This is a genomic window from Mesorhizobium sp. M0048, assembly GCF_040323405.1.
Taxonomy (GTDB): Bacteria; Pseudomonadota; Alphaproteobacteria; order Rhizobiales; family Rhizobiaceae; genus Mesorhizobium.
Window position 1 is genome coordinate 20992 of record NZ_JAMYUV010000025.1, and the last position, 13301, is coordinate 34292.

The following is a 13301-nucleotide window of genomic DNA, read 5'->3' on the forward strand; positions in this document are numbered from 1 at the left end:
CGAGAGGCCAGAATGCACGACAGGACGTTTTCCACCCCGGTCGCCCTAACCGTTGGCGCCGGCTACAAGCGTACGATCGCATCGTTCTCCGAGATGCACGAATTCCTCACCGAGTTCCCGCCTTCGCGCCGCCGGCTGAGCTATGGCGCCGCGGTGAAGGCCTGCGAGGCGGCACGTGCCGGCGAGATCTCGGCCGAAGCGGCACGCGACGCTCTGATCACCTTCGCCGTGACGGCAGGCATCCTCTGGCCGGCCGCCCAGCCGGCGGTCTCGGTCAAGCCGGTCGCCCGGGGCCTCGGCGGCTACGCCGCCTGACCGAAACGACCATCAATGGACCGTCATCGGGCCGCTGCCCGGCGGGTCGCCCGCTGCTGCGGGTTCGAAACTGACCTGATCGCGGCCGTTCGATTTGGCCTTGTAAAGGTGCTTGTCCGCCACCACGAACATCTCGGCGTAGGTGGTCGGCCCGCTGAAGGCGACGCCGCCGATGCTGACCGAGAGAGGACAGGGCCGGCCGTCAGGCGAGAACTCCGCCTCACGGACGCGTCGGCGAATTGTCTCCGCCACCAGCCAGGACTGCGAAGGATCTGCGCCGGGAAGGAAAACCGCAAATTCCTCGCCGCCGATCCGGCCGACGATATCGGCGCCGCGTAGCTGGCCCTGGATTGTCTTGGCGATCAGCTTGAGCGCCTGGTCTCCGCAGTCGTGGCCGAGGCGGTCGTTGACGGATTTGAAATGGTCGGCATCGACGATCAGCAAGGCGCCGGCATTAACGACAGAATGGCTGCGGGCCTGTTCGAGATAGGCCTCGACGAGCATGGAAAACGCACCCCGGTTGAACACCGCCGTCAGGCTGTCGGTCGCCGCGACGACGGCCAGTGCCTTTTGCGCGATCGCCAGCTGGCGCATTTTCCACATCAGGAAAAAGAAGAACGAGCTGGCCAGGATAAGCGGCAGCAGCAGGTCGGTCAGCTGCGCCCGCCACAGCGCTTCCGGCGACAAATATGGGAAATTGAAGGAATCGACGAGGAATGCGGCTGCAATGCAGACCGCCGTGCCCGCGACGGTAACCGCCACGACCCTGCCCCAGCTCGTCGGGGACACATCGATCTGCATGCTTTTGCTCCTGCTTCAGCCGGCTACCTTGAAGCAACAGCACAAACGAAGTCCTAAGACTTTGCTTTCAATTCGATCGCAGTCGAAGCGAACCAGCCGTCGAGATGGCGGCCAGATAAGAAGATCGGTCCTAAATCAGCTGCCTTCTGATGCTCATCCGGGTCACCGCAGTCACAAGAATGGCGCCGATCATGAAATAGATGGTCGCGACAATGTCGCCCTGGTGGAAATAATAACCGGAGTTGAGAAGCGCCAGGACCACGGCGAAGAACGCCACAAGGCGCAAGGGTTCATTGGGCATGCGTGCCAATTCTCGCTGTTGCTGCTGAATGCTGCTGAAGCGGCCGCCCTCACGACCATGCGCTCCATAAAATGTTTTGGCGCTTTTTGCAATCTCGGCAGATCGTCCGCTATCGACCATCCGCTTCACCAGCCGCCCCAGGTTCAGGCGAATGCCCTGCCCTCCTCGCTGCGCTGGAACATCGTCAGGTCCAGTCCGAGGCTTGGCTTGCCCAGAACGGTCAGGATCGCATGCGCCTGGCCGCGGTGGTGGGTCTGGTGGTTGAAGAAGTGGTCGAGCGCCGGCGCCAACCGCTGCGAGACGGTGCGCATATCCGAGACGGTCATGTAGGAGAAGCGGCCCGACAGCGCCTTGTCGCTCAAGCCGGCAACCCAGTCGATGATCCGTTTGTCCTCGGCCTCGCGCGCCAGCCGCAAGCCTGGCAAGGCGCGGTGCAGGATCGTGTCGAGCCTTGCCGGCGCGTCGCCCTCGCCGGTGAAGCGTTTCATCCAGATACGGTCGGCTGCCAGGAGGTGGTTGAGCGTTCCCATCATCGAGCCGAAGAAGACGCCGACATTGCGGTCGAACTCTTCCTCGTCGAGATCGGCGGCGGCATCGTAGATGCGGCCGTTGGCCCATTGATTGTAGGCCGCAAACATCCTGAAATGCTGTTTCATTCTTCTCTCGACCTGCGGGACCCTGTTTCGCGCGGGTCTGTTTCGGCCATAGTTAGACTGCAAGGACGCTGCCGCCAATGACCATTCTGCTCTACGACCTTGTTGGACGCGACGCCGCCCGCCCATTCAGCCCACATTGCTGGAAGGCGGTGATGGCGCTGGCCCACAAAGGGCTCGACATCACCAGCGTGCCGACCCGTTTCCTCGAAGTGCCGAAGGTGGAAGGCGGTGTCTCGAAGCTCGTTCCGGTGATCCGCGACGGCGAGACGGTGGTCGCCGATTCCTTCGCCATCGCGCTCTATCTCGAGGAGGCCTATCCCGAGCGGCCGACATTGTTTCCGGCGACGGCGGTAAGGCGACGGCGCGCTTCATCGAACGCTGGTCGCAGCTGACCATCCATCCCTACGTCACCACCGCGGCGCTACTGGACCTGCATGCCATGCAGGACGAGGCGAATGCCGCCTATTTCCGGCAGAACCGCGAACAGCGCTTCGGCAAGCGCTTGGAGGCGGTTTACGCCACCCGCGACGCCGGGCTCGCCGGCTTCCGCGCCTCGCTGGAGCCGCTCCGCTCGATGCTCGGCTATCAGCCCTTCATTGGCGGCCCGTCGCCGCTATTTGCCGATTACATCGTTTTCGGCGCGCTGCAATGGGCGCGTATCGCCACGCCCTACCGGCTGCTCGACGACAGCGATGTCGTGGCTCAATGGTTCGAACGATGCCTCGATCTGCATGGCGGCCTCGGCCGCACGGTCGCGCCGGCAGCGATCGCACCTCTCGCAAGTTGAGCTCGGCAGCTTCATCGGCAACGCCACATTTTGTTCTTGCTTTGTGCCGGCAGCTATGCTAGTAATTTGGGTATGGTGCTGATTCGTACCGACGACCCGCCCGGCTTGCCGAGGCGGGTTTTGTTTGCCGATCAAGGTTCAACGGCGTAAATGACGGCAACGTCGCCCGGCCTCTAAAGCGCGTCGCGTTTGGCCTGCCTCATGTGACGCGCTTTAGGTTCTTGTTTTGATGCATGTCGTTACCGCAAAACCGCTGCACACCTTTGCGCGACATGCACTTGTTTTGACGCATGTCGTTGCCGCAAAACCGCTGCACACTTTTGCGCGACATGGATTAGAATTCCCGCCCGGCGAAATGCGACAACGCGGGTAGACGACGTGTCGCTTGAGGCGCCGCATCACTGCCCGGATCGAAGCAAACAAGACGAAAATCCGGCGAACCGGGCAACCACAACAAAGGCAGCGCGCCATGACCGCAAACCCAGAGTTCCCGGCCGACTTTCGCGCCGGGCTCGCCAAGCTCTTCCTGTGGCGGCGCGACGTCAGGCGGTTCAAGCCGACGCCGCTCCCGGAAGGGGCGCTGGAGCGGCTGCTCGAGCTTGCCAGCGCCGCGCCGTCCGTCGGGCTGAGCCAACCTTGGCGCTTCGTCATCGTCGAGAGCGAAACATGCCGCGCCGCCGTCAGGGCATGCTTCGAGCGCTGCAACGCGGAGGCACTCGCAAATTTTTGCGGTGAACGCGCCGCGCTCTATGGGCGCCTGAAACTTGCCGGCCTGAACGAGGCGCCCTGCCAGCTTGCGGTTTTCGCCGACCGCGCAACCGAGCAAGGGCATGGGCTTGGCCGCCAGACCATGCCAGCCACCATAGACTATTCCGCTGTCATGGCGGTCCACACGATGTGGCTGGCGGCGCGCGCCGAGGGAATAGGCATGGGCTGGGTCTCGATCCTAGATCCGGCCGAGATGGCGACGATCCTGGACGTGCCGCCGGAGTGGACACTGATCGGTTACTTCTGCATCGGCTACCCCAGCGAGAACCACAGCGTGCCGGAACTGGAACGGGAAGGCTGGGAAACGCGGCGGCCGTCTATCGTGACAAGGCGGTAGTGGAATGGCAGCGCTGCCATCCTCCTTGCGGGGAAGAATGACTCCTCCCCAGCAGGGCTGTGGATATCATGGATGGTTCGCCGATCGTCAGCATGCCAGCAAGACACCATGGCAAAGCCGGTCGTGAAGGCCTTGACCTGAGGAAGTGCATAGAATGTTTCGCTACGACATGCAGGCCGAGATCTGGGTCTATCCGGGCAAGGGCGGCTGGCATTTCGTGACCCTGCCGCCGGAGCTTGGAGCCCGGATCAAGGCGGCGATGGTTGGGATGGCAAGGCCCCTGGGGCTCCCTTGGCGTGGAGGCCGTCATCGGCCAGACCAGATGGCGGACATCGCTGTTTCCCGACAAGAAATCCGGCAGCCTGCTCTTGCCGATCAAGACCGCGGTGCGGGTCCGCGAAGGCCTCGGGGCTGGCGACACGGCCAACCTGACGATCGAGATGCAGTTATGACGACGTCGGGTCAGGCTGACGACGACGCGCTATAGGGCGGCCAGTCGATCGGACCCAAGTGGGTACCGGTTGTCGGAAAATCCGATCTCAACAAAAAGATGAGCGGCGGCATGGTTCGACTTGAAAGTCCGCCGCCCCAGCGCAGAAATGCGCGCTGCGCCGGCCTCCCCTTGGCAAGGCGGCGGGCGGCTTGTATAGAGCCCGCCACCCTCAATTCCACTCTCCATCACAAGGACGACCCCATGGCGCTCGAACGCACCTTTTCCATGATCAAGCCGGACGCGACCCGTCGCAATCTCACCGGCGCTATCACCAAGATACTGGAAGATGCCGGCCTGCGCGTCGTCGCTTCGCGCCGGGTGTGGATGAGCCGCCGCGAGGCGGAAGGTTTCTATGCCGTCCACAAGGAACGTCCGTTCTTCGGCGAGCTGGTCGAATCCATGTCGTCGGGCCCGACAGTCGTGCAGGTACTGGAAGGCGAGAACGCCATTGCCAAGAACCGCGAAGTGATGGGCGCCACCAATCCGGCAAGCGCCGCCGAAGGCACGATCCGCAAGCTGCACGCACTGTCGATCGGCGAGAACTCCGTGCACGGTTCCGATGCGCCGGAAACCGCCGCGCAAGAGATCAAATACTGGTTCTCGGATACCGAGATCGTCGGCTAAGCCGGCATTTCGAACCCCATCAAAAGGCCGGCGCAACGCCGGCCTTTTTCGCTAAAGCGCGTCGCGTTCGATCGGTCTCATGCGATGCACTTCAGGTTCTTGTTTTGATGCATGCCGGTATCGCAAAACCGCTGCACGCTGCTGCGCGATATGCAGTAGCGGACATTTTCAGCTTCAGGCTCCTCGACGGGTCACCGGTGCGTTAAGCTCGGAGGGCGGATCAAACGCCGTCCCGACAATGAGGATTTTGGGGAGCCGACAAGGCCATGACCAGCGCCATTCCCGGCTTCTTCCAGGGCACCGAAATGCCAACCAGCGGCTGGTGGGAAGCGCTGTGGCCCGAGCCCGCCAGCGTCCTGGCGGCAGTAGGCATGAAGCCCGGCACGGACGTGGTCGATCTCTGCTGCGGCGACGGCTGGTTCACGCTGCCAATCGCCAGGGTCGCCCGTCATGTAATCGCTATCGACATCGATGCCGATCTGCTCGAAGTCGCAAGGTGGCGGTTGGCCGAAGGCGGCGCGGGCAATTGCGAGTTTGTGGCGGGCGACGCCTATGAGCTTGCCGGGCTGGTGCCTCAGACCGTCGACTTCGTTTTCATGGCCAACGCTTTCCATGGCGTTCCGGACCGGCCGCGCCTTGCCCGCGCCGTGCGGACGACGCTTGACCCTGCCGGTCGTTTTGCCATCGTCAACTGGCACCAGTATCCGCGCGAGCAAACCACGCTCTTGGGCGAGCCGCGCGGGCCAAAGACCGAGCTGAGGCTGTCACCCAAACAGACCATCGCGGCGGTGGAAGCGAGCGGGTTCAAGCTTGCCGAATTGGTTGATGTGCCGCCCTATCACTATGGCGCGGTATTCAAACAAGCGACAAATTGAGAATGCCGGGCGTATGCGACTTTGTCGCTAGGATGTGTGTCGCCCGCCGCCCCCTAGCGGCGGGTTCTGTCAGTCTATTTCGCCTGGCGTTCCTTCACGTTCGCATGTTCATTCGCCGCCTCCGTGTCGGTGGACGGGGTCTTGGTCTCTTCACCTGAAAACGGGCTGCCCTGCCCCGGTGCGAGATCGCCGCTATGGCCGGCCTTGTTGGTCTGGAACGGTTGGCTGTCCGCTTTGAGACCGTGGTCAAGAGCATTGACAAGATGGTCGTCCGCCTTGGCAAGGCCGGTAAAGGCAAGGAGCGATGCACCGGTGGCGGCAAGGATAAGCGTGTGCGTTTTCATGTCTGGACTCCTTTGAGTTAAGGCCAGAACGAGCCGCAGCCATTCTGGCGGCTTCAACGAAGGGACAAATGTCCCTTTTGCCTTACCCGCCATTTTATGTGGAACTAACGCGCCCTCTGCCCGGCCTCTTCCCGCTGAAACACATCGTGATCGACATGCGGCTGCCGCGCGGGCCAATCGGCGCGGACTAAGCGCTAGCTCGCGGCATTGAAGCGCAGGATGTCGCGGCCATCTCTGTCGGCGATGACAAGCTTGCCGGCGTCGACGTGGTAGGATGCTGCTTTGGCCAGCGCCTCGAACAGCGCCTTTTCCTCGGCCATGACCTGAGGCGCGCAGGCCTTAAAGGTCGAGCCGATGCCGCTGATAGCGATCGTCGAGCCGTTTATCCTGGCGGTGGCGAAATAGACGTTGCAAGGGCCGCTGCCGCCGGCCTTGCCGGCTTCGCTGATGCGGAATGTCGCCCGCGGCTCGGCAATCACGCCGACGCCGTCGATATATTCGACCAGCCAGCTTTGGCCGAACACGGAAGGTGCCGCCGGCTCGTCGCCCGGCGCCGCCATTTTCAGCATGATGGTCTGTGGCGCGTCGCTGAGCGGGTCGACCTGATGGCGCGTATCGGTGACGAATAGCAGCCGGTCATCGACGGTGATGCGCGCCTGCAGCGCGTAGGTCATATCAGGCCGGATCACCCGCGGGTCGAAGCTGATCTCGAACTTGATCGGCACCTGGCCGGCCGGCACCACCTTGCGCTCGCCGATGATTGCTGCCGGCGCGTCGGCCAGCGACACGTCGGCAAGCTGCACGGAAAGCACGGCATTGGGCGGCAGCGCGATGCGCTCGCGATACATCACCTCGCCCTTGAGGGTCTTTTCGGCAGCCACGGAACGATCCGGAACGGCAAGTATGCCAACGGCCAGCGGCACCAGTCCGAAGATGAAGAACTCGGCGATCCTGTCCAGCATGATCCTGCTCCCCTTCGGCAAAGGGTTTCGCAGGATTGCGGTCAATGAATGGCCGGCGGCGTATGGGCATGGCTGTCCCAGAAATTTGTTTGGACGGCGGGGCGCTTCCAGCGGCCCGCCGCCTTGTCGTCCGCCTTCTTGGCCGCTCCGCAAACTCTGTTAAGTAAACGCTAGGCGGCTGTCTCGGAAAAGCCCATGCCGCAGGATGAGCTCCAGTCGGGCGATCTCGGCCGCCGGTTTGACTATGCGGCGGCATTCACCGCCGGTTTGCTCGATCCTGACCGTGCCCCGCCTGACTCTGTCTCGGGGCCGAACGGGAAGGCTGCGATCAAGCGATATGCCGTCTACCGCAACAACGTCACGGTCAGCCTGATCGATGCGCTGGCCGCCAGCTTTCCAGCGACGCTGCGCATCACCGGCCCGGATTTCTTTCGCGCGATGGCGCGCTTTCACATCCGCGAAACGCCACCCACCTCGCCGCTTCTATTCGAATATGGCCGCGACTTTCCCGATTTCATCGAGCGCTACGAACACGCGCAGTCGATGCCGTGGCTGGCCGACGTGGCGCGCATCGAGCGGGCCTGGCTCGATGCCTATCATGCCGCCGACGCGGAGGCGCTGTCGGCTGAGGCACTGGCGTCGATCCCTCGCGAGAGGCTTGCCGACACCGTGCTGCGGCCGCATCCGGCGACGCGGATCGCGCGCTCCCGGTTCCCGGCAGTCACAGTCTTCGCGGCAAACCGGAACGACGCTCCTGTTGGGCCGATCCGGGCAACGGGCGCTGAAGATGCGCTGGTCACGCGGCCCGGCCTCGAGGTCTTCGTCCGCCACCTACCGCCCGGCGGCGCAGTATTTATCTCGCATCTGGTCGCGGGCGAGTCGCTCGGTGCAGCGGCCGCGGCAGCGTTTGCGGAGAGTGCCGAATTCGAGCTTTCCGCCAACATTGCCGGTGTGCTGGAAGCGGGAGCCTTCACGACGGCACATCAGGAAAGGTGAGCACGATGAGCCATAGGCAGAACGCGAGCACCGAACCGCGAGGGTTCGCCGCTCTCGTCGAAAGGCTGAATGCCGCCCTGCGCACGATCGCGACGCCATCGCTGACGCAGCTTGTCCTGCGCTGCGCGCTCGCTGTCCCGTTCTGGCGGTCCGGCGTCAACATGGGACGGTTTTCTACAGTTGAACGATGTCGCAGTGCTGCTTTTCAGCTCGGAACTCAAATTGCATCTGCCGGGCGGTCCTTATGATTTTCCGGCACCCGCGCTGGTGGCGTTCGCTTCAGGGTCAGCGGAGATCGTGTTGCCAGTTCTCCTTGTTTTCGGCCTGGCGACGCGACTGGCGGCATTCGGGTTGCTGCTGATGACGCTGGTCATCGAGTTCACCGTGCCGGACGGCTGGCCGCTGCACATTACCTGGGCGGCGATGGCGCTTGGCATCATGGCCTGGGGAACCGGCCGGATTTCGCTCGATCATCTGATCGGCACTGACAAAGGTTGAGGGCTCGCGGAAGCCTGGTCAGTCTCGCTTCCAGCGGCTCGCCGCCTTGTCGTCGGCCTCCTTGGCGTCGACCCAGCCGCCTTCGGAACCGTCGCTATGGTGTTCCTTTTTCCAGAACGGCGCCCGTGATTTCAAATAATCCATCAGGAAATTCGCGGCCTCGAACGCCGCCTGCCGGTGGGCCGAAGCGGACACCACCAGCACGATGTTTTCGCCCGGCGCGATCTTGCCGTGGCGATGGATGACGGTGAGCCCCTGCAGCGGCCAGCGCGCGATTGCCTCGCCGGCGATGCGGGATATCTCGGCTTCCGCCATTCCGGGATAATGTTCGAGCTCGAGCGCGGAGAGCCTGCGTTGCTCATCGCGGCAGAGGCCGGAGAAGGTCACCACAGCGCCGATGTCGTTGCGACCCCTGTTCAGCCTGGCGATCTCGGCGGCGACGTCGAAATCCTCCGCCTGGATGCGCACGACAGGCACCACCGCGGACATGGTTCAGCCACCGGTCATCGGCGGGAACAGCGCGATCTCGCGCGCGCCGGCGATCTTTTCGCGGTGCTCGACATGTTCCTGGTTGATGGCGACGCGGATCACGTCAGGATATTGCAGCGCGTGCTCGTATTCCTCGCCGCGCGATTTCAGCCAGCGCAACAGGTCGGCGACCGTTTCGATGCCGGCCGGCAACTCGACGTCTTCTTCCGGTCTGCCGATCCGCTCGCGCACCCAGGCGAAATAAATGAGCTTCGTCGACATGCTACTCGTCCATGATGTGCTTGAGGCCGGCGCGGAAATAGTCGTAGCCAGTGTAGAGCGTCACCAGGGCGGCGATCCACAGCAGCACCAGCCCGGTCTGGGTGGTCAGCGGAAAGAGCTTGTCGCCGGCCGGGCCCGCAAGCAGGAAGGCGATGGCGATCATCTGGATGGTGGTCTTCCATTTGGCGAGCTGCGTCACCGGCACCGAGACCTTCAAAGCCGCCAGATATTCGCGCAGGCCCGAGACCAGGATCTCGCGGCACAGGATGATGATCGCCGCCCATAGCGACCAGCCGGCGATGCCGGCATGGCGGTCGGTGTCGGCGGCAAGCAGCAGCAGGCAAGTGGCGACCAGCAGCTTGTCGGCGATCGGGTCGAGCATCTTGCCGATGTTGGAGGTCTGCTGCCAGGCGCGCGCCAGATAGCCGTCGAAGTAATCGGTGATCGAGGCGAGCAGGAAAATGATGAGCGCCGACCAGCGGGCGAAGTCGCTCGATTTCAGATGACCCTCCAGGAAAAAGCACAGCACGACCAGCGGCACCGCCAGGATGCGGGCGTAAGTGAGCATGTTGGGCAGGTTGAACGCGCGCTGGGACATGTTTTGGGAACTCTTTCTGCCTGCTTAGTCAAATCAGAAGCGAATGTGGGGGGTCAACAGGCCAGAATCGATTAGCCAGCCGAAATATCGGCAATAAGTCTTAGCTCTCGTGAAAATGATTGTAGACCAATTTCGCCACCTGTTCGGAAATGCCGTCGACCTTGACCAAGTCTTCGACGGCGGCACGGCTGACCGCCTTGGCCGTACCGAAATGCATCAGCAGCGCGCGCTTGCGGCCCGGGCCGATGCCGCTGATCTCGTCGAGCGGGCTCTTGACCATCTCCTTCTTGCGGCGGGCGCGGTGCGAACCGATGGCGAAGCGATGGACCTCGTCGCGCAGTCGCTGGACGAAATAGAGCACCGGATCGCGAACGGGCAGCGAGAATGGGGCCCTGCCCTTTACGAAGAAGCGTTCGCGGCCGGCATCGCGGTCCTGACCCTTGGCGATGCCGATGGCGACAACGCGATCCTCGATGCCGAGATCGGCGAGGATCTTGCGCACCGCCGTCATCTGGCCCTGGCCGCCGTCGATGAGGATGACGTCGGGCCAGGCGGGGAAGCCGCCCGCGTCCTCGATATCGTCGCCCGGTTCGGTAGGGTTCGCCTCGCCCGTGCCCTCGGTTTGCGGGGCATCGCCATGTTCCTTCAACAGCCGCGAGAAGCGCCGCTGCATCACCTCGCGCATCATGCCGAAATCGTCGCCCGGCGTGATCTCGGTCGAGCGGATGTTGAACTTTCGATAATGGTTCTTCACAAACCCTTCCGGCCCGGCGACGACCATGGCGCCGACGGCGTTGGTTCCCATGATGTGCGAGTTGTCATAGACCTCGATGCGCACCGGCGGCTTTTCCAGGCCGAAGGTCTCGGCAAAGCCAGTGAGCAGCCGCGCCTGAGTTGAGGTTTCGGCCAGCCGCCGGCCGAGCGCTTCGCGCGAATTCTGCAGCGCATTGTCGGTCAGGTCCTTTTTCTCGCCGCGCTGCGGCACCGAGATCGACACCTTGCGGCCGGCCCGGGTGGAGAGCGCCTCCGCCAGCAATTCCTGGTCCTCGACGCCATGCGACAACAGGATGGTGCGCGGCGTCGGCTTGTCGTCGTAGAACTGCGCCAGGAACGATCCCAGCACCTCGCCGGCTTCGAGCGCCGGATCGGCCTTGGGAAAATAGGCGCGGTTGCCCCAGTTCTGGCCGGTGCGGAAGAAGAACACCTGGATGCAGACCTGGCCGCCCTCCTGATGGATGGCGAAGACATCGGCCTCGTCGACGGTCTGCGGATTGATGCCTTGATGGCTCTGCACATGCGACAGCGCCGCCAGCCGGTCGCGATAGATGGCGGCGCGTTCGAAATCGAGGTTCTCCGAAGCCTGCTGCATGGCGGCGGAGATCTCCGTCTTCACCTTCTGGCTGCGGCCGGAAAGGAAATCCTTCGCCTCGGCGACAAGCCTTGCATAATCGCCATGCGAGATTTCGCCGGTGCATGGGCCGGCGCAGCGCTTGATCTGGAACAAAAGGCAAGGCCGGGTGCGGTTCTCATAGAAGGAGTCGGTGCAGCTCCTGAGCAGGAAGGCGCGCTGCAGCGAGTTGATGGTACGGCCGACGGCGCCGGCCGAGGCGAAGGGGCCGAAATAGTCTCCCTTGCGTGAGCGCGCGCCGCGATGCTTGTAGATACCGGGCGAGACATGATCGCCGGTCAACAGGATATAGGGGAACGACTTGTCGTCGCGCATCAGCACGTTGAAGCGTGGCCGCAAGCGCTTGATGAGGTTGGCTTCAAGCAGCAGCGCTTCGATCTCGGTGCGGGTGACGACGAACTCCATCGTCGACGTCTCGCGCACCATGCGGCCGATGCGGCTGGTGTGGAACCGGCCTTGCGCGTAGCTGGTGACCCGCTTCTTGAGGCTGCGTGCCTTGCCGACATAGAGCACGTCGCCGGCGGCATTCATCATCCGGTAGACGCCGGGCGCATTGGGCAGCCGCTTGACCAGCGTCTGGATCACCTCGGCGCCGACCATGCCGTCGGCGTCGCCGGCATGCGGGGTCCAGTCGATGGCGGTGAAGGTGACGTCCGGACCGCCGGCCGCAGGCTCGACGACCTCTTCGGCCGCCTCGTCCTCGAGGTCGATTTCGGGCGGCAGGTCGTCGGCGCCACCGCGCGTTTTTTGTTTCTGGTCCATGGGGCTCATTCCGCCATGCCTGTCACATCGGGCGTCTGCCATGCAAGGTGCTGGCCGCCGTCGAGCGCAATCATCTGGCCGGTGACCGAGCGTGCCGCCCACAGATAACGGATGGTGGCACCGAATTCCGGCAATTCCGGGCCGCGTTTCAGGATCAGCCCGGCAATCTGGGCATCGAAATCGCTGTCGTGCTGGCGCGTGTTCTTCAAGGTCGGGCCAGGACCAATAGCGTTGACGCGGATGCGGGGACCCAGCGCCTGCGCCATCATCTCGGTCGACGCCCACAATGTCGACTTCGACAGCGCATAGGAAAAATAACGCGGCGTCGGGCGCCAGACGCGCTGGTCGATCATGTTGACGATCAGCCCCTCACTGTTCTGCGGCAAGGCCCGGGCGAAAGTCTGCGCCAACAGCGCCGGCGCCTTGACATGCACGGCGAAATGGCGATCCCAGGCCGGCCAGTCGAAATCCTCAACACTGTCGTGCTCGAACAGCGAGGCGTTGTTGACCAGCAGCGACACCGGCCCGAGCGCCGCCGCCGCGCGGCCGACAAGGTTGCCGACGGCATCCATGTCGGTCAGGTCGGCAGCAACCACGGCGGCCCGGCCATGTCGACCAAAATGACCACCGTTGATTTCGGCCGCGAGCGCCTCCGCCTCGGCCAGCGAGCGATTGCAGTGAATGGCGACGGCAAAACCATGCCCGGCAAGATCTTCGACGATCGCCCTGCCGATCCGCCTCGCCCCGCCCGTCACCAGTGCCGTCGCGGCGACCTTGCTCATCTGTCAATCCTTAATCCGATGCCGATTCCGACCTGCCGGGATAGCGCCGGCAAATTATGGCCCGCCAAGCGTTAAATCCCATTTCCACCTGCGGCAAGATTGTGGCAAAGTGGCCGGTGGGCGTTCTGGTTCGACCGGAATTCGGGCCAGCCCGTCCGCAATATAGGGCGCTGGAGCCCTTATACCAAGCCGTGTGCAGTGCAGCACGGCGAACCTGCTGACATTCGCTGTTGCGAAGATGCAA

General features: G+C 63.4%; 16 protein-coding genes and 2 pseudogenes. 8 read left to right on the forward strand and 10 right to left on the reverse strand.

Features of this window, described 5'->3' with window-relative positions; all coding sequences use genetic code 11:
* Positions 1–12: 12 nt before the first annotated feature.
* Positions 13–315 carry a DUF982 domain-containing protein gene (locus NKJ84_RS20145; protein WP_352452964.1) on the forward strand — a complete coding sequence of 101 codons (303 nt, stop codon included), beginning with the start codon at positions 13–15 and terminating at the stop codon, positions 313–315.
* 12 nt (positions 316–327) lie between these two features.
* Here NKJ84_RS20145 and NKJ84_RS20150 read toward each other — a convergent pair whose 3' ends face one another.
* The 3 genes from NKJ84_RS20150 to NKJ84_RS20160 form a co-directional block, all read right to left on the reverse strand.
* The gene (locus NKJ84_RS20150) at positions 328–1116 is read right to left on the reverse strand and encodes a GGDEF domain-containing protein (protein ID WP_352507901.1); all 789 of its coding nucleotides are present in this window, start codon (positions 1114–1116) and stop codon (positions 328–330) included.
* 130 nt (positions 1117–1246) lie between these two features.
* Positions 1247–1546: a hypothetical protein gene (locus NKJ84_RS20155; protein WP_352507902.1), complete on the reverse strand. Its 300-nt coding sequence runs from the start codon at positions 1544–1546 to the stop codon at positions 1247–1249.
* 14 nt (positions 1547–1560) lie between these two features.
* Positions 1561–2073, reverse strand: coding sequence for a DinB family protein (locus NKJ84_RS20160; RefSeq protein ID WP_352495582.1), 513 nt, complete (start codon positions 2071–2073; stop codon positions 1561–1563).
* Between the two features lie 77 nt (positions 2074–2150).
* On the opposite strand from NKJ84_RS20160, the pseudogene NKJ84_RS20165 reads away from it, so the two are divergent.
* The 5 genes and pseudogenes from NKJ84_RS20165 (at position 2151) to NKJ84_RS20185 (ending at position 5957) form a co-directional block, all read left to right on the forward strand.
* Positions 2151–2860, forward strand: a pseudogene (locus NKJ84_RS20165) (glutathione S-transferase family protein).
* 469 nt (positions 2861–3329) lie between these two features.
* A complete protein-coding gene (gene bluB, locus NKJ84_RS20170; protein WP_352507903.1) occupies positions 3330–3965 on the forward strand; it encodes a 5,6-dimethylbenzimidazole synthase in 636 nt (211 codons plus the stop codon).
* Between the two features lie 263 nt (positions 3966–4228).
* Entirely contained in the window at positions 4229–4417 is a 189-nt protein-coding gene (locus NKJ84_RS20175) for a DUF1905 domain-containing protein (protein WP_352507904.1), read from the forward strand.
* Positions 4418–4659: 242 nt separating this feature from the next.
* Positions 4660–5082, forward strand: a complete 423-nt coding sequence (ndk, locus tag NKJ84_RS20180) for a nucleoside-diphosphate kinase (RefSeq protein WP_023677669.1) — start codon at positions 4660–4662, stop codon at positions 5080–5082.
* A 266-nt stretch (positions 5083–5348) separates the two neighbouring features.
* Positions 5349–5957, forward strand: coding sequence for a class I SAM-dependent methyltransferase (locus NKJ84_RS20185; RefSeq protein ID WP_352507905.1), 609 nt, complete (start codon positions 5349–5351; stop codon positions 5955–5957).
* 74 nt (positions 5958–6031) lie between these two features.
* On the opposite strand, the gene NKJ84_RS20190 is transcribed toward NKJ84_RS20185, so the two are convergent.
* Positions 6032–6301: a hypothetical protein gene (locus tag NKJ84_RS20190; protein ID WP_254820285.1), complete on the reverse strand. Its 270-nt coding sequence runs from the start codon at positions 6299–6301 to the stop codon at positions 6032–6034.
* 194 nt (positions 6302–6495) lie between these two features.
* A complete protein-coding gene (locus NKJ84_RS20195) occupies positions 6496–7263 on the reverse strand; it encodes a YbaY family lipoprotein (protein ID WP_352507906.1) in 768 nt (255 codons plus the stop codon).
* 195 nt (positions 7264–7458) lie between these two features.
* Between NKJ84_RS20195 and NKJ84_RS20200 the strand changes: the two genes are divergently transcribed.
* Entirely contained in the window at positions 7459–8259 is an 801-nt protein-coding gene (locus NKJ84_RS20200; protein WP_352507907.1) for an HvfC/BufC family peptide modification chaperone, read from the forward strand.
* A 5-nt stretch (positions 8260–8264) separates the two neighbouring features.
* Positions 8265–8757 (forward strand): annotated as a pseudogene (locus tag NKJ84_RS20205) (DoxX family protein).
* An 18-nt stretch (positions 8758–8775) separates the two neighbouring features.
* On the opposite strand, the gene NKJ84_RS20210 reads toward NKJ84_RS20205, so the two are convergent.
* From NKJ84_RS20210 to NKJ84_RS20230, 5 genes are all read right to left on the reverse strand, one after another.
* On the reverse strand, positions 8776–9246 hold the full coding sequence (locus NKJ84_RS20210) for a molybdenum cofactor biosynthesis protein MoaE (RefSeq protein ID WP_352507909.1): 471 nt from the start codon (positions 9244–9246) through the stop codon (positions 8776–8778).
* A gap of 3 nt (positions 9247–9249) precedes the next feature.
* Positions 9250–9507, reverse strand: a complete 258-nt coding sequence (gene moaD / locus NKJ84_RS20215) for a molybdopterin converting factor subunit 1 (protein WP_352507910.1) — start codon at positions 9505–9507, stop codon at positions 9250–9252.
* Position 9508: 1 nt separating this feature from the next.
* Positions 9509–10105, reverse strand: coding sequence for a CDP-diacylglycerol--glycerol-3-phosphate 3-phosphatidyltransferase (pgsA, locus tag NKJ84_RS20220; protein ID WP_254820290.1), 597 nt, complete (start codon positions 10103–10105; stop codon positions 9509–9511).
* A 100-nt stretch (positions 10106–10205) separates the two neighbouring features.
* Complete coding sequence (uvrC, locus tag NKJ84_RS20225; protein WP_352507911.1) at positions 10206–12284, reverse strand: excinuclease ABC subunit UvrC; 2079 nt, start codon at positions 12282–12284, stop codon at positions 10206–10208.
* Positions 12281–13057 (reverse strand): SDR family oxidoreductase, encoded by a 777-nt coding sequence (locus tag NKJ84_RS20230; RefSeq protein WP_352507912.1) that lies wholly within the window; start codon positions 13055–13057, stop codon positions 12281–12283. Before NKJ84_RS20230 ends, uvrC begins: the two co-directional genes overlap by 4 nt.
* Between the last annotated feature and the right edge of the window lie 244 nt (positions 13058–13301).